Here is a 22,624-nt window from a genome sequence, read left to right on the forward strand (position 1 = left end):
CTTTCAGGCAGCGGGGTTACAGGACAGACAGAACAACGTCCTTTCCTGTTCGTCGTGCAATACCTTGCTCCAGTTCCTTTTTTCTTCGCTTTAATTGCGCGCTCAAATCGTCCGCCTCGCAGGTCAGCAAAATGCGCAACCTGTTCGCTGTTGTGGTCATGGCAACCGACAGCTTTTTCCCGTTGGGCAGTAATACTTCAAACAGGCCGTCATTTACTGAGAGTGGGGCCAGTTGCCCGGCCAAGGTATCCGCATCGAATTCGTCGATTCCTTCCGATAGGCCGACTGCATCCCAGCCGCTATCGGTTTGTCGGTCTTGTCCGTCGTGCTGTCGCTGCGCGGCAGCGGTCACCACAGTGAGGCCTTGTGCCATCGTGACCTGATCGCTACCGCTGCACGACGCACCGATGTTCAGCCTCTCGTCATCACGGCGGCCGGAGCGAACATTTTTACCCTGCTCCGCATTGGTTTTTTTCATGCGTGCAGCAAAGGCCGCATTCTCCTGGGTCGACGTCGGGGCCGCTGCCGGCTTGGGCACCGGTGCGGTTGCCGGCTTGCGCTGAATACTGTCCGTGCTCATCGATTACTCCGGTGGATTATTTTTTTCGTGCAGTATTTTTTGCAAAATATCAAGCTTTTCGCTGCGCAAATGGCCGGCACGTACTTGTTGCTTGAGCAGGAAATACGCTTGCCCGGCTTGCCGTGCCCACTGCGCCGCTTCCCGTGCGCGGATGTGGACTTGCTCGGCTTCGAGCTTCTTGCGCTCGTACGCCCCTTTGGCAGTGCGAAATTTTCCACTGGAAATTTCCATCCGAAAAAATTCGGCGCGCGCATCCGCCCAGAAATCGCGGGCATGCTGTTGGGCGTCGCGCCATTCCTGCTTGACGGTCCTCACTTCCACCCGCAACTCGCGCCAGGCATCACGCGCCTGCAGGCACTCCCACTCCATCCGTTCCAAGCGGCGTTTGTGCATACCGATGAGCTTGGGCAGATTTTTATCCTGTCGCTTTGGCTCCAGAAGATCAACCGGCTCACGCCGCAATCCGGTCAGCTCGAACAAACCGGCGGCGTCGTCCATGCCTACTCGGCCAACACGTCAAGTTGCTTCAGCATCTGATCGAACGGAGTCAGATGGCGGGTATCCTGCCGCAGGAATTTCAACTGTTCGGGTCGCAGACGCACTGCCACATCCGCGACCGGATCGCCGCCGGGCTTGTACTCGCCAAGCCGGATCAACAATTCCATTTCATCGTACCGGGCCATCAGTTCCCGAAAGCGGGAGGCCGACTTGCGCTGTCCGCTGGTGGCGACGTTGCCCATTACGCGACTAATACTGGCCAGTACATCGATGGCCGGATAGTGGCCTTGTTCGGCCAGCTTTTTGGTCAGGACGATATGTCCATCAAGCAGTGAACGCGCCTCGTCGCCGATCGGATCCGAGGTGGTCTCGCCGTCGACCAGGACCGTGTACATCGCCGTGATGGAGCCTTCCGTTGTACTACCGGCGCGCTCGATAAGTCGCGGAAGCATCGTGTAGACCGACGGCGTGAACCCGCCGCGGGCCGGTGGTTCCCCGGCAGCCAGTCCGATCTCGCGCTGGGCACGGGCGAAGCGGGTCAGTGAATCGATCAGCAGCAGGACGTTCTTGCCGCGCGCACGGAATGCCTCGGCAATCGCTGTGGCACTGAACGCTGCGCGCGAACGCTCCATTGATGTCTTGTCCGAAGTCGCACACACGATGATGGTCTTGCGCACCAGTTCATCGTCGAGTTCATGCTGCAGGAATTCATTGAGCTCGCGACCCCGTTCGCCGATCAGGCCAAAGATGATGACGTCGGCAGCACAGCCGCGCGCAATCGATGCCATCAACGTCGTCTTGCCGCAACCGGGACCGGCGAATACGCCGATACGCTGGCCTCTCCCCATTGTCAGCATGCCATCGATGGCGCGTACGCCGGTTGGCAGGACCGTCGTAATGCGTGGCCGGTCGGTCGCCTTGGGCGCATCGCGTATCACTGGCACCGTCACGCGCCAGCCCGGTTGTTCGGGTGGCATGATCGCTGTACGAAACTGCATGCGGCCGAAGCCATCGAGCACGCATCCCAGCAAATGCTCACCGACTTCTATCGAATGGCTACAGCGCAGTGGCGTGATCCGGGTGCGATTCGAGACGCCTTCGAGAGGACTCAAGGCCGACAACAGTGCCGCATGATTATTGAAACCGACCACCTCGGCCAGCAATTCGACGGCCGATCCAGGATTTGACAGACTGCATAATTCGCCTATCTGGACCGGCGGCATGTGTGCTTCGATGACGGTGCCGAGTACGCGCGCAACTTTTCCGCAACTGGTGAATCCCGGCTTGGCGGGTAAGTCCGCCAACCACCTGGCACTATCGGCAGACAGACTGACAATGGCACGGTCCATCTCTGCCAGTTCGGCACTGTCGGGGCCGGCCGTCACCAGATCACCTCGATCTTGCGCTTGCCCATGAAAGTCAGGCGGTTATCGCTCACGGCTACCAACCGGACACCGAGGAATTCATCGCCAATGTAAAACCGATCGCCGTCGCCGGTGACGATACCGGCATTGGTGCCGCTGACGACCTGGCGTATTTTGAAAGGCAACATCGATTCGGCGCTACCGACCTTGGCATTAATTGGAAAAATGATTTTGTGCTCGACCACGAAGGCTTTCAGGATGCGCTCGAAACGGGCACTTTCCGCATCGTCCAGATGTGCACGCATCGACCATCCTGACTCATTGAGATCCATGTCGAACTGGGCAAACAGGTCGGCATCTTTCATGCGCTTGCGAAAAGCCGCAGCGAGCCCTTCCGGCGACAACTTGACACTGACGGGCGAGATTTGAGCAGGATTTTCGAGGCTACCGGCTGGCGGCCGACGGTCGGTGTTGTTCGCAATAGTGGTGCTGATCTGTAGCGAACGCAAAGCCGGCAACGAAGGCTTGGTCGAATACGCATAACCGGCAACAAGAGTCAGCAGCATCACCAGTCCGGCAGGAGCAACCATCCACTTGCGCCAGCGCCTTGAGACCACGGTACTGACTGGCGCAGCTGTTTCGGCCCCGATAACGATCGGCACAGCATCGGGATCGGCTGCCGGTATTGCGGCAAGGTCCTCGTCATCGAGGGCACTGCTTGCCTCTGTACTAGCGTCGAAAAGATCTTCCGCCATGTATTCAGGGGTTACTTCGGCATCGGCGTCGGAGTCAGAGTCAGAGTCAGAGTCAGAGTCAGAGTCAGGATAGGTATTTGGGCCGGCTTGCGGCATCGGTGGCAAGGGCTGCCACGCCGCATCACTTGCCGAAATCACCATCCAGGTCTCACCAAGCCGGAAAAAAGACCCTGTCCACAGATCTAGAAGCGCCTGCGGCACCAGACTGTCGGCACTAAAAATCTGCCCTGTATCAGCAGTCAGCAACCAGCCACCGTCACGCTCCTGCAGACTGGCGTGGTGCGCAAAGATACCCGGGTCAACAATCACGACATCGGCATCTTCATGCGCGCCAAGCAAGAGCGTCGCATCGTCCAGCGGCAGCGCAGCACCACGGTGCAAACCATTCAGAATGCGAAGTTCACTGTCCATGATCTTGCTCTCATCAATAGTGTTTGGTTGTTCATAAGTGCTGTCGCAATACTGTTGGTTCCTTTCATAACTCGATCATTCCCAATGGCTGGACACGCGCGTGCTGCGTCAGCTCCGAAAACGAAAATACCGGCACCGAAAAGAACTCTTCTTCGATCAGCTTGCGCACCGAACGCCGGATATCGGCGGCGGTCACCAGGACCGGCGGCATGGCTGCCGAGCCACCTGTGCCGATCAATTCACCCAGCCGGTCCAGAATGGCTTGCTCGGTCTCGACTTCGAGTTCGAGGTAGCTACCCTGACTGGTCTGCCGGATCGCCCCCCGTAACAAGTCCTCTATTTCGGGCGACATCAGGATGACTTCGATCAAACCGTTCTGGGCGACTTCAAAGCAGAGCTGCCGCTTCAGCGCGAGCCGCACGTAATCCGCCAGGATATCCGGATCGCGTTCCTTGCTGGACCAATCCAGTACGGTTTCGAGGATCAAGCGCGCATTGCGCAGCGATACGCCTTCGCGTGCGAGACGTTGCATTACTTCGGTCAGGCGCGGCAACGTCACGGTGCGCGCCAGTTCTTTGCCCAGCTCAGGAAAACGTCGATCAGCAAAACGCATGAACCGTTGTACTTCGTGAACTCCCATGAACATCTGGCAGTTGCGCATCATCTCGACTTCGATATCGGAGGCCAATACGGTTTCCCAGCTCTGATAGACCACACCCGCCGTCTGCAGCGAATCATCATCGGGGACTTTTACCCAGGTGCGATGCCGGCGCGTACCGGCCACGCCATCATCACGCGCCTCGAAGCCGAGCTCGGTCAGGCGGTCCAGTGTTTCTATGGTCGCACCCCAGCCCTGGCGGATTTCAACATCCACAAGAGGCACTTCGGCCATCAGAAAATGAATGCGGCCTTCGGGCATGCTGTCGCGGTATTCGAAATCAATCGTATGCATATCGGGAATCCCGCGCGAGCCCATGACGGTATTGCGCATGATGCGGATGGCATCGGTAATGGCTTCGGCTTCCGGCTTGCCCTCCATGCCCTTGTGCATGCGCACGATGAAGGGCTTGGTTGATTCGAAGGTGGTCAGATCCACCACTTTCGGCTTGCCCACCACACGATTCATTTCCGCGGCGCGTTTCTTGGCTGCCTCGGCACGAGGCTTGAGTAGCGCAAGTGCCCCGCCGGAGCAAAGCAAGGCCGCCAGCCCCAGAAAAATCATCGTCGGCATTCCCGGAATCATGCCAAACAGGACCATGATGACACTCGCCGTCACCATGGCCTTGGGCTCGGCAAACATCTCCGACACGATATCTTGTCCGATGTTGCTCTTGCCTCCACCGTCGTGCTCGCGATTATCGTCAGACACGCGTGTGGTGATCATGCCTGCGGTCAGCGAAATCAGCAGCGCAGGGATCTGTGCAATCAACGCATCGCCAATACTGAGGATCGAATACAACTTGCTGGCATCGCCAACCGTCATGCCGCGCTGGAAGATACCAATTGAAATTCCACCGATCAAGTTCACCATCACGATAAAAATACCCGCGATGGCATCGCCCTTGACGAATTTCATCGCGCCATCCATTGCGCCGTGCAGCTGGCTTTCCTTGGCCAGTTCGGCACGTTTTCGCCGCGCATCGTCGGCGGTGAGGAAGCCGGCGCGCAAATCGCTATCAATCGACATTTGCTTGCCGGGCATGGCATCCAGTGTGAAGCGCGCCGCCACTTCAGAAACCCGTTCCGAACCTTTCGTAATCACAATGAACTGCACTACAGTCAAGATCAGGAAGACGACCAGACCCACGACAAGATTGCCGCCAACGACAAAATTGCCGAACGTCTCGACAATATGTCCGGCGTTTCCTTCCAGCAGAATCTGCCGTGTGGTAGCGACTTCCAGCGCCAACCGGAACAAGGTGGTCAACAACAAGACAGCAGGAAAAGTCGAAAATGCCGTTGGTCCTGCCATGTACATCGACACCACCACCATCAGCCCGGCCACACATAAATTGACAGCGATCAGGATGTCGAGGAGCCAGATCGGCATTGGCAATACGAGCATGAATACGATGGCGATGATCAACGCCGCAGCGAATAGCTCGGCGCGTTTCGCGGCCTTCGCCGCAAAATCATTCAGGACGAGGACGAGATTATTCATGGTCGACACCTGCAGCAGGATTTCCAGGACAGAAGGCGCGACGCCAGATCAGCTTCGTCCAGGGCGTGCTCCCGGTATTTTTCAAGGCATCCAGCATGAAGTCCTCCAGTGGCGCAGCCAACTCCACGGCGGCATACGATGCCATCAATGCAAAACGTGAATCGTCCGGCCATAGCGCCGCACAACCACATGCCAGCTGATAGGCATCCTCCATCTGGCGCGCATTAAGATGCCCCCAGATCAATCCGATTGCCAATGCGATTTCAGACGGAAAAGACACGCGTTTTTTTCGGAACATCATGATGTTGATACCTCCCTGTCACTGGCCAGCTGCAAATCAGACATATGCAGCTGATGCAGCCGCAGGCGCAAATGAATGTTTTTTTCAACGACCGAAATGGCTGCCAGCGCTCGCTCCCGCTGCGCTCCTTCACACGCCATTCCATGCTCAAGAAACTTTTTTTGCAGCGCGCGCATTTTAGGTACCGGATCACCACTCCAGGCAACGCTGCCCGCCGTCAGCGGCAATCCCAGTAGCGTCGTCAAGACTTCGACACCCCTCCCGGCCCAACGACCGGCGAGGTTGATGGATACTTTTCGTTCGACTTCTATTAACTGAGACGCCGATAAATTCGGCAAGGAAAGTGGCGGTCCAGGGGTAAAAATTTCACCACTATCCAACGCAGGCTGGGATGCACCTCCTGATCCACTTGTGCGGGAAATACTCATGATGAGAGCAACGCAATTGCGTCTTCCAATGCGGCTTCCGAGGGGACATTTGCAATATTTTTCGCACTGTTTGGTACCCGCAGAAGGATAAAAAAGCTGCCATCAGCAAACTGTGCAGGTAGCCATTGTGCAAAACGCGCGGGCATTTGGTAGCGGCGTTTGAGTATATTTTCGATCATCCCCGGACGTAAGCTGTCCCGCGGATAGCCGATACCAACAAGTACAAATTCAACCTCCGGATAAGCAAATACGGCCAAGCCGCTGTCCAATGCCAATCGGGCGACGGCATGGGAACTGAGCGCACTGGAGATAAGAGAAAAGGCGATCTTTTCGAGTTCGGTGGCCGACACGGACGTCATCACTTCCTCCTTGGGGTCGATTTACTTGATCAGATTGGCAATGCGGGCGCGTTCGCGGCTTTCAGTACGTAACTGCAGACTTGATCCGCCGTGTTCTTGCGACGGTGCGTGGAAGGACAATGTATCGAGCTTGCTCAGAGCAAGCTGTCGTTGCGAAAGTGATTCGAGCGGCCACATCGTCGTGGGTAGCGTGCTCACCGCAGTACGCACGATGCGGTAAACCGCGGGCCTCTTGCTTGGACTCACATTTTCCATGTCGAACAGCTTGGCGACGAACGGCTCTGCAGTGCGATCATCCAACAAGGGTGCCTTCAGCATCAATCGGCTTGTTTCATTCACGGATGCCTTTGGCTGGATGCCGAGGCCGGATATCTTGCCGCGCATATCCGACCCGATCGCACGACTCGAAATCAATGCGTGATAAGCAGCAGCAAGTGAAAAACTGCGCCAGCTTTGTGGCCCGGGTCCATCGCCGGGACGCTTGCGCGCTTCGGCACCAACTGCTTTTTTAACATCGAGCAAAGCGACATCGACACGATCTTTCCCGAACTGCTGTTCCAGATTGTCAAGCAGCGTGATGGGATCGATTGCCTTGCCTTTGCTGCCAAATTTAAAGCCCGTGATCAGTGCCGTCTCTTCACTAAGCTGGCGCCGGCTATCACCGGGTGATTCGCGCAGCAACTCGGCAACATCAAGCCCCCCGTTAATCGATTCTGCGTGTTTCTTTTTTAACTCTGCCAGGTCTTCTTCAGATGAAGGACCACGACCGCTCCGGCTCAAATGTCGCCGCAATCGCTCCATTTCCGCATGCTCGAACTCTGTCCGTGTCGCCGGTAAACGGTCTTTCGACGAATCACCATCCACATCCGTGAAGGAACGAACTTCCTTCTCATCCGGCTCAGTTCCGGGGACATCCGCGCCGAAGCCCTTGCGCTCGCGGCTCGCAGCCAACCGTTGAGCTAAGGTGCGATGACCGCCACCAGCCTGATGGCGCGCCATATGCGTTGCCATGGCCAACTGTTGAAACGCCGCGATATCGGTCATTTCTTCGGTAGCGCGGGTACTACGAACCGGCTGAACAACATTGACCTCGGCACTAACTGCCGGCTGGCGTACTGGCTGCAATTGAGTGATGGCTACCATGTTTCTAAGTGGTGCCTTCTCCTACAGGGGTTCCCTGGTAATTTGAGTTTCTTCAAGTAAATATTTTTGTGTTTTGGACGGTTTCTATTTTCTATTGATGTCTTCCAAAAAAATCGCAGTCCTTACAAGCACTTGACTGAAAGCAATATTTGGCATGGCTGTTGCTATGGATGTTCGAAGTAATTCATCGATTGAACACTTCGGGAAATAGTGATGAACGTATTTATAAAAGACCAAGAAAACACGCTCTCAAACGACACCATCGAGCCGGACGTATCGCCTCCAATACCCGGCATCCACATTGACCAGTTATTCAAAAAACATCACGTTAGCCTCATTCGTTTTACGCAACGCTACGTGCGGAACATCGACGACGCCAAGGATGTCGTACAGGCAACATACATTGAGGCGATACGTTGCGCTAATCGCTACAACGGCAGCTCGCAACCATCCACGTGGTTATTCGGCATCGCACTGAACCTGGCAAGAAATCACGCGCGTCAGCACTATGTGAAATCGCTCAGGAACGCAGATGAAAGTCTTCTCTATGACATGGTGGACATGTCGGCGGATCCTGCTGACTTGGCTCAAAATCAGCAGCTGGCCAATAGTGTCGAAAAAATGCTGTCGAAAATGCCGCAGCGCCTACGCGAAACATTTGAACTGGTGCTGGAACACGAAGCCAACTATGCCGAGGCAGCTGAAAAAATGCGAATTCCGATAGGGACGGTCCGCTCTCGGATCTCACGGATAAGGCAACATATTCATGCAATCGTCGACTGACTAACATTGCATCGATACAAATGTCACCCAAGACGGCGCTGAAAAGACTCCCTAACAAACAAGTCGGCACAACAGATGAAATTTTCAAATACAACGGCCGCTATTTTTAGAGTGTTTCTTTGACAATAAATGTTATTTAGACAAAATATCCTTTCTTTATAGTCACTTAGCAAAAAAACAATTATTGGCACAGCAGTTGCAACAGATCTCTTATCCGTGTCCTTTGCCGGCACGTAATTCGGGAGATGGCGATGATTACATTACTGGAGCAACAACTGCCCGCAATTGAACAATCTGAAACTGAAACCAAGAAACCCTTCCAATGCCTCACCGTTGAGGACATTGACCAATTATTCAAACAGCACTACTCCCACCTGGTTCGCTTCGTACAGCGCTATGTACGAAACATCGAAGATGCAAAAGACGTTGTACAAAATACTTTTGTTGAAAGCGTACGATGCGCCGACCGCTTCACCGGTGCCTCAAAACCATCAACCTGGCTATTCGGCATCGCCCTAAATCTTGCGCGCAACCATGTCCGCCGCAACTATGCCGCCATTACCAAACACGCTGACGAAAGCATGATCGACGATATGGTCGACATGTCGGGTGATCCGGCTGACCTGATCGAAAATCAGCAACTTGCCGACCGCGTCGAACAAATGTTGTCCGCACTTCCTGATCGCATCAGAGAAACATTCGAATCCGTTCTCGAACACGAATCCAGTTACGCTGTCGCCGCTGAGAAAATGCATATACCAATCGGTACGGTGCGATCCCGGGTATCGCGCGTCAGGGAACAAATTCGATTGATCATTAACTAATTGCACACAATTTATTTGTCGAAGTGCGGCACACAACACCAAGAGCCGGTGCATACAAATAGGAATGGGTGACGAAATGTCCATGCATGGCAAAAATTATCGTCGGACATGCAATTACAATTGGTCCCGGAGAAGATCAAATGGCATAATGCGGCTGCAGTTGGAGGTGTGGCCGAGCGGTTGAAGGCACCAGTCTTGAAAACTGGCGAGGGTGTGAGCCCTTCGTGAGTTCGAATCTCACCGCCTCCGCCAATCAAATTCTAAAAGCCCGCATAACTTATTGGTATGCGGGTTTTTTTATTGCTCAAAATATCAGCACAGCAATCCGCTGTAGGAACCATTCTTTAATGCGGTATTCGACACATCAATTTCTTGATCGTCTGCAAGCAAATCTACTGATATGGAGCGTGACGCTGTTGCTGGTGCTGGAAGAAGATGTCGCGATGATTGCGTTTATGCTGAGCTAACCGATCCATCTTTTTGTGGAACAGCCATTTTGCCAAACTCTTTGGTAAATTTCGGCAAAGGATTGCAGCAAGAGTAGCTATTAGCAGCGATGAACCAGTTAGATTCTTTAGGATTCCCCTATGCAAAGGGGTTAAAAGGGAGTTACTGCGGAGTACTTGGTGCCCGAGGCCGGAATCGAACCGGCACGGCCCTTGCGGAACCGAGAGATTTTAAGTCTCTTACGTCTACCTGTTTCGTCACTCGGGCAACGTTGGGCGGTGAGCCATCAAAGATTTTTGACGGGGGTCTGCCTGTGAAACGGTGCCGAATGGTATCACAATCATTTTGTCGCTAAGTGCCTGAAACGTGATCCATTCGTGATTTTGTCACGGTAAAGACATCATCAAAACCGATAATTAAATCCTGCACGCAAAACCGGATAAGCCCGGAAACGCCTGAGATTATCATTTAGCCGTTCATTTTCTACCGCCATCAAACTAGAGACAACTTCACAGGTGCGACCCGGTAAGGTGCAATTCTCCATGCTCAAACGCGATACCGGAGCCCCCTGAAACAAAACACCGAGATCGGTTGAAAAGCCCCACCCTTTGCCATCGTTGAGCGAGGTGCCCCAGCCAATTCCCAAGTAGGGAGAGATCGGCTGAAAATCGATTTTCCCTTTCAGTTTTCCCAACTGGTTCAAGTTGTAATTCACTCCCTGATAAGAAAAAGAATTAAAAGACAGCCCCTGAATCACGATAGCCTCACTTCCCGCATACGTGCCGCGCGCCTCGATGGCATTGCGGTTCAAGACCAGCCCCGTCGTAAAACGAAAACCGGAATTACCCGGAAACCAGTCAAGCAACAAATCGAATGTCCGCATTTTTAGCCGGAGGTCCCAGTTAATGTAGCGGGTCGAAGTCGAGAAATCGTAATTACTCAAGTAATTGATTCCGGCCCGTACATTCATTTGCGGGTTGACCGCCCCAACTGCGTGTGCCGATAAGCCTGTCGAACCTAATTGCACGCTGATAGCACCGTCAGCGCGATCCGGAGTGTGGGCCAATGACATCGTGCTGAAAAAACATCCTGCAAAAACAACTGAACATAGACAAATTCGCATCCGGACTCCTTGATGACAAAAAATCGGGCTGCACCAACAGCGCAACCAACGCAGTCTGATAAAAATCGCGACCACATGAGGACTCATTATTTTTCCTTGATGTTTTCCGGAGTGAATTGACGATGCTCATTCATTGGGGTGATCTGACCGGATACATGACAAACTTCGCTAGGCAGTCACCTTAGTCACATTCAATCTATGACTAAAACACACAGATAAAATGACTAATCGACGCCTATGCGCTGTTTTTGTTTGCTTATACTGAAGCCCCTATTTCGAATCAAAAGGCGGGCTCCATGACTATCAAAGCAATCGTGTTCGATGCCTACGGCACCCTGTTCGATGTGTATTCAATGAGCACCGAAGCGGAGCGACTTTTCCCTGGCAAGGGCGATGCACTCGCTGCGATGTGGCGTGACAAGCAGATCGAGTACACCCGCCTGCGGTCCATGTGTGCGATGTACAAGCCCTTCTGGGAAGTGACCCAGGACGCGCTGATCTTTTGCTGCAAGAAAATGAAACTGGACCTGGACGTCACGGCGCAGCAAAGCCTGATGGGCCAATATGCCAAGTTGCCGCTGTTTCCCGAGAATCGCACTGTGCTGGAGTCCTTGCAGCAGCAAGGCTACAAGCTGGCGGTCCTGTCGAATGCCAACACCCAGATGCTGGATGGCGTCATCAAATCAGCCGGCATGCAGTCACTATTGCCGCACTTGCTGTCTGCCGATAGCGTGCAAAAATTCAAGACGGCGCCAGAGGTGTACCAGCTAGGCACCGACCTGTTCGGCCTGCCAGCCAAAGACATCCTGTTTGTTTCCGGAAATTGTTGGGATGTCTGCGGTGCCACCTGGTTTGGCTACGCCAGTTTCTGGGTCAATCGACAGGGAGCGCCGCTGGAAGAACTGGGTGTAACGCCACACGGACAAGGCCAATCACTGACTGACTTGCTCGCCTTTGTGGCGCAACAATCCGACAAGGATTAATGCCGGACAGGCAGCGCAACAGCGCGCCTGCCCGCTTTTCAAATGATTTTTTAATTTTGCCAACCTGTGAGGTTTCCTACCATGACTGCACGTACCGCCTGCCATCAGCTACAAGTCGCCACCGTTCTATATCGCTTTATCGAAGACAAGGTTTTGCCGGGCACCGGCGTCGACAGCGCCAGTTTCTGGCAAGGTTTCGACGCACTGGTCCATGATCTCGCGCCAAAAAATGCCGCCCTGCTGGCAGAACGCGATCGCCTGCAAACTGCGCTGGACCAGTGGCACCACGCCCATCCGGGCCCGATCAGCGACATGACTGCCTACCGCGCCGAGCTGACCGCCCTCGGCTATCTGGTGCCGCGCCCGGCCGATGTCACCATCACCACCGCCAATGTCGATGCCGAACTCGCCCTGCAAGCCGGCCCGCAACTGGTCGTGCCGGTGCTCAATGCCCGCTACGCACTCAACGCCGCCAACGCGCGCTGGGGTTCCTTGTACGACGCGCTGTACGGCACCGATGCCTTGCCGGAAACCGACGGTGCAACCAAGGTCGGCGCCTCCGGCCAGGGCTACAACCCGATCCGTGGTGCCAAGGTCATTGCCTTCGCCCGCAACTTTCTTGATAGCGCCGCGCCACTGGCCAAGGGTTCGCACAAGGATTCGACCGGCTATCGCGTCGACGACGGCCAGCTCGCCGTCACACTGAGCGATGGCAGCGTCACCGGCCTGGCCGATGTCAGCCAGTTCGCCGGCTACCAGGGTGCAGCGGCAACGCCGTCCTCAGTACTGCTGAAGAACAATGGCTTGCACATCGACATCCAGATCGATAACAGCAAGGGCATCGGCAAGGAAGATCCAGCCGGCGTCAATGATCTGGTGATCGAGTCGGCCTTGTCGACCATCCTGGATCTGGAAGATTCAGTCGCCGTCGTTGATGCAGACGACAAGGTGCTGGCCTATGACAACTGGCTCGGTTTGCTCAAGGGCACGCTGGTCGAAGAAATCACCCGCAACGGCAAGACCTTCACCCGTAGCCTCAATCCCGATCGCGAATACACGGCCGCCGGCACCGCCGGTGGTGTGGTCACGCTGCACGGCCGCTCGCTGCTGTTCCTGCGCAATGTCGGCCACCTGATGACCAACCCGGCCATCCTGTTCGGCAACAACCAGGAAATCCCGGAAGGTATTCTGGACGCCGTCGTCACCGTCACCATCGCCCTGCACGACCTGCGGCGCCAGGCCGGCCAGAAGATCGGCAACTCGCGCACCGGTTCGGTCTACATCGTCAAGCCGAAGATGCATGGTCCTGCCGAGGTTGCTTTCGCCAGCGAACTGTTCGGTCGCGTCGAAACCCTGCTGGGCCTGCCGGCCAACACGGTCAAGCTCGGCATCATGGATGAAGAGCGTCGCACCAGCGTCAACCTGAAAGCCTGCATCAACGAAGCCGGTGCCCGCGTGGCCTTCATCAACACGGGCTTTCTGGATCGCACCGGCGACGAGATGCACACCGCGATGCAGGCAGGTCCGATGATGCGCAAAGGCGACATGAAAACCAGCCCCTGGCTGATCGCCTACGAGCGCAGCAATGTGCTGGTTGGCCTGTCCTGCGGTTTGCGCGGTCGCGCCCAGATCGGCAAAGGTATGTGGGCCATGCCGGACCTGATGGCCGCGATGATGGAACAAAAAATCGGTCATCCGAAAGCCGGTGCCAACACCGCCTGGGTGCCATCGCCGACCGCCGCGACGCTGCATGCGCTGCATTATCACCAGGTCAACGTGACAGCAATCCAGAAGGAACTGGAAAAAATCGACGCCAACGCCGAGACCGATCGCCTGCTCAATGACTTGCTGCAAATCCCGGTCGTGGCCAAGCCAAGCTGGTCTGCCAGCGAGATCCAGCAGGAACTCGACAACAACGCCCAGGGCATCCTCGGCTATGTGGTGCGCTGGATCGACCAGGGCGTCGGTTGCTCGAAAGTGCCCGACATCCACAACATCGGCCTGATGGAAGACCGCGCCACCTTGCGCATCTCCAGCCAGCACATCGCCAACTGGCTACTACACGGTATCGTCAGCGCCGCCCAGGTACAGGAAACCCTGCAACGGATGGCAAAAGTCGTCGATGGCCAGAACGCCGGCGATGCGCTGTACCAGCCGATGGCACCGGCCTTCGAGCAATCGGATGCCTACTGCGCAGCCCGCGATCTGGTCATGAAAGGTCTCGAGCAGCCAAGCGGCTACACCGAACCGCTGCTGCACGCCTGGCGTCTGAAGGTCAAGGCCAAGGCAGCCGCGAAGTAATTTGCCACTGCGCTCCATAAAAAACGCCGCGAAATTCGCGGCGTTTTTTTATGGCAGAAGCCCGCTCAAGAAGCCGCCAGCGCCTGATCCAGATCCGCCAGCAAGTCATCGATATGCTCGATCCCGACCGACAGGCGCAGCATGTCTTCGGACACGCCGGCCTTCTGCAACTCGGCCGGATCCAGCTGCCGGTGCGTGGTCGAGGCCGGATGCGTGGCCAGCGATTTGGCATCACCGATATTGACCAGGCGCGTGAACAGCTGCAAGGCATCAAGCACGCGGGCACCCGCCTCGCGCGGCGCACCCTGGTCGGCACTGCGCAAGCCGAATGACAAGATGCCGGAAGCCCGGCCGTTCATGTACTTGACGGTCAGCGCGTGATCCGGATGATCTTCCAGTCCGGCGTAATTGACCCACGCCACTTTCGGATGCTGCTTCAGATGTCTGGCGATGGCCAGCGCGTTGTCGCAAATCCGGTCCATCCGCAAGGCCAGCGTTTCGATGCCTTGCAGGATCAGGAATGCATTCATCGGTGAGATCGCCGCGCCCATGTTTCGCAGTGGCACGACCCGCGCGCGTCCGATGAAGGCAGCTGCGCCCAGCGCTTCGGTGTAGACCACGCCGTGATACGACACGTCCGGTTCATTGAGCCGCTTGAAACGCACCTTGTGCTGCGCCCACGGAAACGTGCCGCTATCGACAATCGCGCCACCGACACTGGTGCCATGGCCACCCAGATACTTGGTCAGCGAATGCACGACGATGTCGGCACCATGCTCTATCGGCCGGCACAGGTAAGGACTCGGCACCGTGTTGTCGACGATCAGCGGAATCCCGTGTGCGTGGGCGATCTCGGCGAGGCGGGCAAAGTCAGTCACGTTGCCCAGCGGATTGCCGATCGACTCGCAAAAAATCGCCTTCGTGCGATCGTCGATCAGCGCCGCAAAAGTGTCCGGCTGGCGCGCATCGGCAAAACGCACCTCGATGCCCATCTGCGGCAGTGTGTGGGCAAACAGATTGTACGTACCGCCATACAGCTGGCTGGCCGAAATGAAGTTATCGCCGGCTTCGGTGATGGTCTGGATTGCATACGTGATCGCCGCCATGCCGGAGGCGACCGCCAGCGCAGCGATGCCGCCTTCGAGCGCCGCGACGCGTTTTTCGAGCACGTCCTGGGTCGGATTCATGATGCGGGTGTAGATATTGCCCGGCACTTTCAGGTCGAACAGGTCGGCCCCGTGCTGGGCATTATCGAAGGCATAGGCGACCGTCTGATAGATCGGCACAGCAGCCGATTTGGTGGTGGGGTCCGGACTGTAGCCGGCGTGGACGGCGAGGGTTTCGAGTTTCATGACGTTCCTGACAAAGTTCGGGGAGTATCGGGATAGCAGGCAATGCGGCCGGCTGCAATCATGGTACGTGATCCGCACATCTTCCATCCAGCCCAACCCGAAGACACCTTGAGCTGGCAAAACGGGCTCCCGCGCGGGAATGTTCATCGCCAGCAAACAGTAAAAAGTTGTACACCAAAATTGTGGACAACTGTGGGGACAACTACTGCGCAGCGTTCGCGAACGGCATTGCACATGGCCTGCGCGGTACTGCCTTAATTTCAGGCAGTCGCAACAGGCCACAAAAAAGCAGATCAACAAGCAGACTAACAAGCAGGCCGGAGAAGAAACCGTAGACCCGCTGACGCAGTTATCGGCTATGCTGGCACCGGCAAAATTGCGGTGAATTTTTCCGCACCTCGCACCGATGCACAAACCCTGGTGCCCTCCACAAGGTACCGCCACGGCGGGAACCTTCACTTCCATACTCCATGACCCACACCCGTTTTGGCGCCCGCGACCTCACTGCGGCGCTCTGCATCATCCTGATCTGGGGCACCAACTTTGTCGCCATGAAATTCGCGCTGCGCGGTTTCACGCCCTTCCAGCTCGGCGCGCTGCGCTACGTCTTTGCCACGCTGCCGCTGCTGCTGTTCATCAAGCCGCCGCGCATGCACTGGAAATGGCTGGTCTCGTATGGTCTGCTGCAAGGCGTCGGCCAGTTCGGCTTGCTGTTCGTGGCGCTCAATGTCGGCATGACTGCGGCACTCGCCTCGGTGCTGCTGCAGACGCAGGTGTTCTTCACCGCCCTGTTCGGGTTCATCCTGCTCAATGAAAGCATCGGTCGCTCGCTGCGCGTCGGCCTGCTGCTGGCCGCACTGGGGCTGGGCTGTTTCGCGATGAACTACCTGCTACCCGATAGCGCCACGGCCGCCGCCAGCACGCCGCTGGGATTCGTGCTGTGCCTCGCCGCCGCGGCCATGTGGGCCGGCTCCAATATCGTCGTGCGCAAGGCCCAGCGAAGCACCGCGCATTTCGACGTGGTGGCATTTATGGTCTGGACCAGCCTGATGCCTATCCTGCCCTTCATTGCGCTATCGATCCTCTTCGACCCGCCATCGCAGCACTGGCAATGGCTCAATGCGCCATCGAGCAGCTGGATGTCCGCCGCCTACCTCGGCTGGATCGGCACCATCCTCGGCTACACCTTGTGGACCGGCCTGCTCACACGCCACCCGGTCAACCGGGTCGCGCCGTTCAGCCTCGGCGTACCTATCGTCGGACTGGCAACCGGCATGATCGTGCTCGACGAAGTCATCACCCGCTGGCAGTGGAGCGGGATTGTCCTGATCGTCGCCGCGCTAGTCTGCGTGCTGTTCGGTGAGCGCCTCTCCAGAAAAATCCCGGCGCTGTTCCGGGCCTGACGGCTAGCCAAGGTCGACCGGCACGAAGATGCGGACATCGTCACGCTGCACCAGCAAAGCCATCTTCTTGCCGGATTTGGCGACCATCTGTTGCAACTGCTCGCCGCTCGTCACCGCCGCACCATTAACCGCCACGATCACATCGCCCGGTTCGATGCCGGCTCTGGCGGCCGCGCCGCTGACCTGCTCGACCAGCACGCCGGACGCAACACCGGCCTGACGCTGCGCATCTCCGGCCAGTTCCCTGACCATCACACCGAGCTTGCCGCTGGACGGCGCGGCCTCCTGCGTCATCGCTACTTGCTTGTCGTTCATCGCCCCTATCGTCACGTCGACCGACAGCGACTGTCCCTTGCGCAGTACCGCGAGCTTGGCGGCGGTGCCGGGCTTCATCAGCGCAATCTGCACCGGCAAGTCACTCGAATAATTGACGTCATGATCGTCGACCCGGGTGATCACATCGCCCGACTGCAGCCCTGCCCGCCCGGCCGGACCCTTTTTGTCAACCGAGCTGACCAGCGCGCCGTGAACCGATTTCAGGCCGAAGGATTCGACCAGCGCCGGATTCAATTCCTGCACGGCGATTCCGAGATGACCGCGGCTGACCTTGCCTGTAGTAGCCAGCTGCCGCTCGACATTGCTGGCGACATCAATCGGAATGGCAAACGACAAGCCCTGATAGCCACCGGTACGGCTGTAAATTTGCGAATTCATGCCGATCACTTCACCTTGCAGATTGAACAGCGGACCGCCCGAATTACCGGGGTTGAGTGCCACGTCTGTTTGCAGGAACGGCACATAGCTGCCGTCCGGCAACGAGCGCGCCTTGGCGCTGATGATGCCGGAGGTTGCCGTATTTTCGAAACCATAGGGAGAACCGATGGCAAGCACCGGATCGCCGACCCGCGTGGCCGACGGATTACCGAATTTCACGACCGGCAGATCGGTCGCGTCGATCTGCAGTACCGCGACGTCACTCAAGCGGTCTGCTCCTAACACCTTGGCCTTGAATTCACGACGATCCGTCAGCTTGACGACGACTTCCCGCGCACCCTCGACAACGTGGGCGTTGGTCAGGATGAGACCGCTGGCATTGATGATGAAGCCTGAGCCAAGCGCATGAACCGGCTCTGTCTCAGCACTCCGGGGAGCTTGAAAACCCCGAAAAAACTGACTCAGGTCAGGTGCTTGCCCGTCGTCTGACTGGTCTGCCAGTGCCACCTGGTGGCCGCTTCCGGTGACGCTGATATTGACCACAGCCGGTCCGTAGCGATCCACGATGCCGGAAAAATTGGTGACAGGGCCGGGCATTACGGGCACCGCCACCGATACGGCTGCCGTAGTAGCGTGCGCCGGATCGGAATGGCCGATTCCGAAACCGGCATAGGCGCTCACTAGCGCGGCAAACACGCCACTAGCGATCGCAGTACGGACAATGTTTTTGGGTTTCATCAGGTTCTCCATCAAGGTTGATCGTTACATCGATGAAGCATCGTAGAACGCGCAACTTAATTGAGACTTAAACCCCGGGAGGTATCACGCTGTCGCTGTCCGGCCTGCACAGTGCCATCTCGATACGCACCAGCAAACCGCCGGTAACCGGATTGTTGGCCAGTACGACACGGGCGCCGTACATGTCGGCAATACGCCGGACGATCGCCAGACCCAGACCGCTACCGCCAACGGGTGCATCCGCACCACGATAAAAGCGATCGAACACGCGTGGCAGGTCCGCCGAGCCGATACCGGGTCCGCTGTCCTGTACGGTGAGCACGGCGTGCTTGCCGTCCTGCCGGACCACGACATCAATACAACCGCCGTCCGGTGTCGCGCCCAGGGCATTGATCAGGATATTGTTGAGCAGGATGTACAAGGCATCGGCATCGCCGGCAACCCGGCTGGGTAACGCGTCGGCGACACCGAGATCAATACCCCGCTGGCTGGCACGCGGCGCGAGGTCGGCAACGGCATCGCGTGCGACTGCGGCCAGATCAACCACCGACAGTCTGGGCGCAACGGCCTCGGGTTCCTGGCGCGCCAACGTCAGCAATTGATGGACCAGCCGGCTGGCACGATCCAGCCCGGCGCGCAGCGCCGCAAAAGCCGCTTCGCGCGATGGCTGGTCGGTCGCGCGCCGTGCCAAATCGAGCTGCAACGTCAGCGCGGTCAGAGGCGTACGCAATTCATGGGCCGCATCGTCCACAAAAATCTGCTGGATGGCGGCAGCCCGCGCCAGCCGTGCCAGCAAGTCGTTGACGGCATCGGTCAGCGGCCGTATTTCATCGGGCAGGCCGGCATCGGAGACCGGCGCCAGTTGCCCTGCATCGCGTGAGGCCAACTGTGCCACGACGCCCCTTATCGGCGCCAATCCACGACGGACAGCAAGCCAGATCAGGCAGCCGAGAAATGGCACCAGCAGCAGCAACGGCGCAATGGTGTTGAGTGCCGAACGCGCGGCCATGTCGCTGCGTACGCGCAGTGGTTGCGCGATCTGCACCACGGTTGGCCCCTGCTGCGCGCTATAGACCCGCCATACTTCGCCGCGGGTCTCGATGTTCGCGAAGCCGAGCACTGCCAGCTGCGGCAGATCGGTGTAGTCATGGGAAAAATAGAGCCGCACGCCTGTCGGATCCCAGATCTGGATGACCACCGCCGGCACGCTGTCGAATACAGCCCCCGTGCCCGGCTCCGGCAGCGACAGAAAACGGCTGGGCAGCGCGCTGGCAACTTGCTGCATCTGGAAGTCGAACAGATGATTGGCTTCGTCGCGCGCCTGCCGGTACAGCAGCAGTGCCGTCAATGACATCGCCACAATCAGCCCGGCGGCCAGCCATACCAGCATGGTGCGTCGTATTGAAGTACGTCCGGCTGTCATGGCAACGTCGCCATCATGTAACCGACACCGCGGACATTGCGGATCATTCCGGCACCGAGTTTCTTGCGCAGCGCGTGGATGTAGACCTCGACCGTATTACTGCCGACTTCATCGCCCCAGCCATAGATTTTTTCTTCCAGCTGCGACACCGACAGGACTGCACCGGGACGTTCCAGTAACGCGTGCAGGACCGCGAATTCCCGCGCCGACAGCGCAATGCAGGCTTCATCCAGCGTTACAGCGTGGGTCGTCGTATTGAGTACCAGACTGCCATGGCGCACCAGGGCATCGGTGCGCCCGGCGCGCCGGCGCAGCAGCGCCTGCACCCGGGCAGCCAGTTCCTGCAGGTCAAACGGCTTGACCAGGTAATCGTCGGCGCCGGCATTCAATCCGCGCACCCGGTCGGCGATCGCATCACGCGCAGTCAGGATCAACACCGGGATGGAGTCGCCACGCTGGCGCAGCGTCGCCAGCACGGTACTACCATTAACGCGCGGCAACCCGAGGTCAAGCAACAGCAAATCGTAAGAATGCGTGGTCAGGGCCAGCAGTCCGCTATTGCCGTCTGCAACGACATCGACCGTATGGCCCTCGTGTTGCAATCCTTGCGCGACACTATCGCGCAGCATCGCATCGTCTTCGATATAGAGCAGGCGCACTTAATCATTCCCGGTGAATGGATCCATAACCCGCTAAATTTTAGCCCCCACGTCGTGTCTGGCTGCGTGCGCTGGCACCCGTAACAACATTTAGTTACGCGATAGTAGCGTTACTTGTATTCAAGTTCTCGATCGTGCACGTTAGTTACCCGCCCCCTGCCAATCGACAGTCACTGTCCCTATCGAAAGCGTCCCTTGAAAACCCTCTTGTTTGCCATCGCCGTATTGCTAACCGGATGCGCGACCGCACCGACCTACGTGAGCCGACAGCCGCCACAAGTCATCTACCAGGTGCCGCTGCCGCAGCAAGTTAGCACCGTCTACCTTGATCCGCCGCTCTATCAGCCTCCGCCGGTCAGGGTGCTATGGGCACCGCCGCCGATGCGAGTTGACATCATCCCCTTTCAGCCCAACCCCGAGGCAATCTGGACCGGTGGTTACTGGGTCTGGCAAGGCAACTGGGTCTGGGCCCACGGACGCTGGGCTGCGCCACCGCAACCGGGCTACGGCTGGATCAATCCGTACTACGAAAACCGGGGCGGCTCCGTTATCTTTATCAATGGCTTCTGGGCCGCGCCGGGCGTGACGTTCGTACAGCCAGCTCCCACTCTTTTTATCGATATGGCCGTGATCGGCCGCGGCGTCATTGCCGGTCCGCGACCGATCGGTCCGCAAGGCATCTTTGTGCCGCCGCCACCGGGTTCGCGCATCGGCCTGATCGTGCCGGCACCACTGGGCACTGCCCCGGCTGTCGTCATCAATGCACCCGCGGTCATCAATGAAGGCATGCGTATCCATACCAACACGACGAACGTCAATAATGTCAACAACAGCGTCAATAACAGCGTCACCAATGTCAGGAATGTGACCAACATCAGCAACATCATCGTCGCTCCCGCCAGTGCAACGGCCAACGGCCAGGCCGTCAATACGACCGTTGCCCCCCAAGCACATCTGGTAGCGGCAATGCCAGCCCCGACCCGACCGCTGCCACTGGTTCCGGCGATGCCTCCTGCCGCCGTCCGCCAGCCCAATCCGTTCCAGTCGCCCGTGCAGATGCCGCCACCGGTGATGCAAGTCCGCACGCCGGCGCTACCGCAATCAGTGGCTCCGCCGGTGCCGCAAGCTATCGAGAAACATGTCCCGCGTGCCCGCCCGGATGATCATCCGACGCAGGCCGCACCGGTGCCGAAGCGGGACTACGACAAAAAAGAACACAAAAATCGCGAAGATGGCAAGCCGAACGACCGGAGTTAGGCACTGGTGCCGGGTGACTATGCTTAGATGTAATCCGCACTTCCCGGGCATATGGACCGGGCGCGGCGCTGACTCACTGGAGCCTGAGGTAGTCCTGTCAAGCTAGAGGTGGGGTCGGAAGCTGCGGCTGCAGCGCGATGACAGCCATGCCGAGCAGCGCAATCGCTGCGCCGGCGATATCCCAGCGCGTGAGCGCAACGCCATCGACGAAGCGCAGCCAGAGCAACGCCACGGCGATATACATGCCGCCGTAGGCGGCATAAGTGCGTCCTGCGGCTGCCGGATGCCAGGTTAGCAGCCAGGCAAATAGCGCCAGCGACATCGCGGCCGGCACCAGTAGCCAAGCCGTGCGGTCTTGCCTGACGACCAGCCACGGCAAATAGCAGCCGACGATTTCGGCCACGGCGGTAACGGCGAACAGCGCCACGATGTTGAAGAAGGGCAGCATGGCGTCCTGAAAAAGTAAGCACCCGTTGACGGGACAACAGGCTGGATCAAGCGGACTCAAGCGGCATCGCCAGACCACGGTCAGGCCAATGAAAACCGCTTACCGTACACTGAGCGACCTGTCTGCCGGCACCAACCCGGTCGCACCGCCCCGCGATCATGCATCATAA

At 57.6% G+C, this 22,624-nt stretch carries 22 protein-coding genes and 2 tRNA genes; 8 read left to right on the forward strand and 16 right to left on the reverse strand.

The features are described 5' to 3' along the window. Window positions 1–16: 16 nt before the first annotated feature. From RHM62_RS13210 to RHM62_RS13250, 9 genes are all read right to left on the reverse strand, one after another. Window positions 17–580 (reverse strand): hypothetical protein, encoded by a 564-nt coding sequence (locus RHM62_RS13210; RefSeq protein ID WP_322122548.1) that lies wholly within the window; start codon window positions 578–580, stop codon window positions 17–19. A gap of 3 nt (window positions 581–583) precedes the next feature. Beyond that, on the reverse strand, window positions 584–1,078 hold the full coding sequence (locus tag RHM62_RS13215) for a hypothetical protein (protein WP_322122549.1): 495 nt from the start codon (window positions 1,076–1,078) through the stop codon (window positions 584–586). Window positions 1,079–1,080: 2 nt separating this feature from the next. After that, complete coding sequence (locus RHM62_RS13220; protein WP_322122550.1) at window positions 1,081–2,463, reverse strand: FliI/YscN family ATPase; 1,383 nt, start codon at window positions 2,461–2,463, stop codon at window positions 1,081–1,083. After that, on the reverse strand, window positions 2,460–3,608 hold the full coding sequence (locus RHM62_RS13225; protein WP_322122551.1) for an FHA domain-containing protein: 1,149 nt from the start codon (window positions 3,606–3,608) through the stop codon (window positions 2,460–2,462). The genes RHM62_RS13220 and RHM62_RS13225 overlap by 4 nt, the downstream gene beginning before the upstream one ends. Window positions 3,609–3,672: 64 nt before the next feature. After that, window positions 3,673–5,769, reverse strand: a complete 2,097-nt coding sequence (gene sctV / locus RHM62_RS13230) for a type III secretion system export apparatus subunit SctV (RefSeq protein WP_322122552.1) — start codon at window positions 5,767–5,769, stop codon at window positions 3,673–3,675. Beyond that, entirely contained in the window at window positions 5,762–6,070 is a 309-nt protein-coding gene (locus RHM62_RS13235) for a hypothetical protein (RefSeq protein ID WP_322122553.1), read from the reverse strand. The genes sctV and RHM62_RS13235 overlap by 8 nt, the downstream gene beginning before the upstream one ends. Then, window positions 6,067–6,498 carry a hypothetical protein gene (locus RHM62_RS13240; protein ID WP_322122554.1) on the reverse strand — a complete coding sequence of 144 codons (432 nt, stop codon included), beginning with the start codon at window positions 6,496–6,498 and terminating at the stop codon, window positions 6,067–6,069. Before RHM62_RS13240 ends, RHM62_RS13235 begins: the two co-directional genes overlap by 4 nt. Then, window positions 6,495–6,857, reverse strand: coding sequence for a hypothetical protein (locus RHM62_RS13245; RefSeq protein ID WP_322122555.1), 363 nt, complete (start codon window positions 6,855–6,857; stop codon window positions 6,495–6,497). The genes RHM62_RS13240 and RHM62_RS13245 overlap by 4 nt, the downstream gene beginning before the upstream one ends. A 21-nt stretch (window positions 6,858–6,878) precedes the next feature. Continuing rightward, complete coding sequence (locus RHM62_RS13250) at window positions 6,879–8,000, reverse strand: hypothetical protein (RefSeq protein WP_322122556.1); 1,122 nt, start codon at window positions 7,998–8,000, stop codon at window positions 6,879–6,881. Window positions 8,001–8,213: 213 nt separating this feature from the next. Between RHM62_RS13250 and RHM62_RS13255 the strand changes: the two genes are divergently transcribed. The 4 genes from RHM62_RS13255 (at window position 8,214) to RHM62_RS13270 (ending at window position 10,074) form a co-directional block, all read left to right on the forward strand. Further along, window positions 8,214–8,783, forward strand: a complete 570-nt coding sequence (locus RHM62_RS13255) for an RNA polymerase sigma factor (protein ID WP_322122557.1) — start codon at window positions 8,214–8,216, stop codon at window positions 8,781–8,783. A 251-nt stretch (window positions 8,784–9,034) separates the two neighbouring features. After that, window positions 9,035–9,607 (forward strand): RNA polymerase sigma factor, encoded by a 573-nt coding sequence (locus RHM62_RS13260; RefSeq protein ID WP_322122558.1) that lies wholly within the window; start codon window positions 9,035–9,037, stop codon window positions 9,605–9,607. A gap of 162 nt (window positions 9,608–9,769) precedes the next feature. After that, a tRNA-Ser gene (locus tag RHM62_RS13265) sits at window positions 9,770–9,859 on the forward strand. After that, window positions 9,832–10,074 carry a hypothetical protein gene (locus RHM62_RS13270; RefSeq protein WP_322122559.1) on the forward strand — a complete coding sequence of 81 codons (243 nt, stop codon included), beginning with the start codon at window positions 9,832–9,834 and terminating at the stop codon, window positions 10,072–10,074. The genes RHM62_RS13265 and RHM62_RS13270 overlap by 28 nt, the downstream gene beginning before the upstream one ends. 157 nt (window positions 10,075–10,231) lie before the next feature. Here the strand turns inward: RHM62_RS13270 and RHM62_RS13275 are convergent. Next, window positions 10,232–10,321 (reverse strand) — tRNA-Leu (locus RHM62_RS13275). Between the two features lie 136 nt (window positions 10,322–10,457). Next, a complete protein-coding gene (locus RHM62_RS13280) occupies window positions 10,458–11,264 on the reverse strand; it encodes a hypothetical protein (protein ID WP_322122560.1) in 807 nt (268 codons plus the stop codon). A gap of 209 nt (window positions 11,265–11,473) precedes the next feature. Here RHM62_RS13280 and RHM62_RS13285 point away from each other — a divergent pair, with 209 nt between their 5' ends. Continuing rightward, on the forward strand, window positions 11,474–12,160 hold the full coding sequence (locus RHM62_RS13285) for a haloacid dehalogenase type II (protein ID WP_322122561.1): 687 nt from the start codon (window positions 11,474–11,476) through the stop codon (window positions 12,158–12,160). Between the two features lie 81 nt (window positions 12,161–12,241). Then, the gene (locus tag RHM62_RS13290; RefSeq protein WP_322122562.1) at window positions 12,242–14,461 is read left to right on the forward strand and encodes a malate synthase G; all 2,220 of its coding nucleotides are present in this window, start codon (window positions 12,242–12,244) and stop codon (window positions 14,459–14,461) included. Window positions 14,462–14,526: 65 nt separating this feature from the next. Here the strand turns inward: RHM62_RS13290 and RHM62_RS13295 are convergent, their stop codons facing one another. Then, complete coding sequence (locus RHM62_RS13295; protein WP_322122563.1) at window positions 14,527–15,813, reverse strand: O-acetylhomoserine aminocarboxypropyltransferase/cysteine synthase family protein; 1,287 nt, start codon at window positions 15,811–15,813, stop codon at window positions 14,527–14,529. A 470-nt stretch (window positions 15,814–16,283) separates the two neighbouring features. Here RHM62_RS13295 and RHM62_RS13300 point away from each other — a divergent pair, with 470 nt between their 5' ends. Next, window positions 16,284–17,216 carry an EamA family transporter gene (locus RHM62_RS13300; protein ID WP_322122564.1) on the forward strand — a complete coding sequence of 311 codons (933 nt, stop codon included), beginning with the start codon at window positions 16,284–16,286 and terminating at the stop codon, window positions 17,214–17,216. A gap of 3 nt (window positions 17,217–17,219) precedes the next feature. Here the strand turns inward: RHM62_RS13300 and RHM62_RS13305 are convergent, their stop codons facing one another. From RHM62_RS13305 to RHM62_RS13315, 3 genes are all read right to left on the reverse strand, one after another. Then, the gene (locus RHM62_RS13305) at window positions 17,220–18,668 is read right to left on the reverse strand and encodes a Do family serine endopeptidase (RefSeq protein WP_322122565.1); all 1,449 of its coding nucleotides are present in this window, start codon (window positions 18,666–18,668) and stop codon (window positions 17,220–17,222) included. A 67-nt stretch (window positions 18,669–18,735) separates the two neighbouring features. Then, entirely contained in the window at window positions 18,736–20,091 is a 1,356-nt protein-coding gene (locus RHM62_RS13310; protein WP_322122566.1) for an ATP-binding protein, read from the reverse strand. Then, on the reverse strand, window positions 20,088–20,750 hold the full coding sequence (locus tag RHM62_RS13315) for a response regulator (RefSeq protein ID WP_322122567.1): 663 nt from the start codon (window positions 20,748–20,750) through the stop codon (window positions 20,088–20,090). The genes RHM62_RS13310 and RHM62_RS13315 overlap by 4 nt, the downstream gene beginning before the upstream one ends. A 195-nt stretch (window positions 20,751–20,945) precedes the next feature. Here RHM62_RS13315 and RHM62_RS13320 point away from each other — a divergent pair, with 195 nt between their 5' ends. Continuing rightward, entirely contained in the window at window positions 20,946–22,007 is a 1,062-nt protein-coding gene (locus RHM62_RS13320) for a hypothetical protein (protein ID WP_322122568.1), read from the forward strand. Window positions 22,008–22,104: 97 nt separating this feature from the next. On the opposite strand, the gene RHM62_RS13325 is transcribed toward RHM62_RS13320, so the two are convergent. Beyond that, window positions 22,105–22,455, reverse strand: a complete 351-nt coding sequence (locus RHM62_RS13325) for a YnfA family protein (protein ID WP_322122569.1) — start codon at window positions 22,453–22,455, stop codon at window positions 22,105–22,107. Window positions 22,456–22,624: the final 169 nt, after the last annotated feature.

Source organism: Actimicrobium sp. CCC2.4, assembly GCF_034347385.1.
In the GTDB taxonomy this organism is placed as follows: domain Bacteria; phylum Pseudomonadota; class Gammaproteobacteria; order Burkholderiales; family Burkholderiaceae_D; genus Actimicrobium.

Excerpts from the sequence above, each read along its gene's own strand:
- RHM62_RS13210 (WP_322122548.1), bottom strand. The coding sequence starts at position 580 with ATGAGCACGGACAGTATTCAGCGCAAGCCGGCAACCGCACCGGTGCCC.
- RHM62_RS13215 (WP_322122549.1), bottom strand. The coding sequence starts at position 1,078 with ATGGACGACGCCGCCGGTTTGTTCGAGCTGACCGGATTGCGGCGTGAG.
- RHM62_RS13225 (WP_322122551.1), bottom strand. The coding sequence starts at position 3,608 with ATGGACAGTGAACTTCGCATTCTGAATGGTTTGCACCGTGGTGCTGCG.
- sctV (WP_322122552.1), bottom strand. The coding sequence starts at position 5,769 with ATGAATAATCTCGTCCTCGTCCTGAATGATTTTGCGGCGAAGGCCGCG.
- RHM62_RS13235 (WP_322122553.1), bottom strand. The coding sequence starts at position 6,070 with ATGATGTTCCGAAAAAAACGCGTGTCTTTTCCGTCTGAAATCGCATTG.
- RHM62_RS13240 (WP_322122554.1), bottom strand. The coding sequence starts at position 6,498 with ATGAGTATTTCCCGCACAAGTGGATCAGGAGGTGCATCCCAGCCTGCG.
- RHM62_RS13245 (WP_322122555.1), bottom strand. The coding sequence starts at position 6,857 with ATGACGTCCGTGTCGGCCACCGAACTCGAAAAGATCGCCTTTTCTCTT.
- RHM62_RS13250 (WP_322122556.1), bottom strand. The coding sequence starts at position 8,000 with ATGGTAGCCATCACTCAATTGCAGCCAGTACGCCAGCCGGCAGTTAGT.
- RHM62_RS13255 (WP_322122557.1), top strand. The coding sequence starts at position 8,214 with ATGAACGTATTTATAAAAGACCAAGAAAACACGCTCTCAAACGACACC.
- RHM62_RS13260 (WP_322122558.1), top strand. The coding sequence starts at position 9,035 with ATGATTACATTACTGGAGCAACAACTGCCCGCAATTGAACAATCTGAA.
- RHM62_RS13280 (WP_322122560.1), bottom strand. The coding sequence starts at position 11,264 with ATGAGTCCTCATGTGGTCGCGATTTTTATCAGACTGCGTTGGTTGCGC.
- RHM62_RS13285 (WP_322122561.1), top strand. The coding sequence starts at position 11,474 with ATGACTATCAAAGCAATCGTGTTCGATGCCTACGGCACCCTGTTCGAT.
- RHM62_RS13290 (WP_322122562.1), top strand. The coding sequence starts at position 12,242 with ATGACTGCACGTACCGCCTGCCATCAGCTACAAGTCGCCACCGTTCTA.
- RHM62_RS13295 (WP_322122563.1), bottom strand. The coding sequence starts at position 15,813 with ATGAAACTCGAAACCCTCGCCGTCCACGCCGGCTACAGTCCGGACCCC.
- RHM62_RS13300 (WP_322122564.1), top strand. The coding sequence starts at position 16,284 with ATGACCCACACCCGTTTTGGCGCCCGCGACCTCACTGCGGCGCTCTGC.
- RHM62_RS13305 (WP_322122565.1), bottom strand. The coding sequence starts at position 18,668 with ATGAAACCCAAAAACATTGTCCGTACTGCGATCGCTAGTGGCGTGTTT.
- RHM62_RS13310 (WP_322122566.1), bottom strand. The coding sequence starts at position 20,091 with ATGACAGCCGGACGTACTTCAATACGACGCACCATGCTGGTATGGCTG.
- RHM62_RS13325 (WP_322122569.1), bottom strand. The coding sequence starts at position 22,455 with ATGCTGCCCTTCTTCAACATCGTGGCGCTGTTCGCCGTTACCGCCGTG.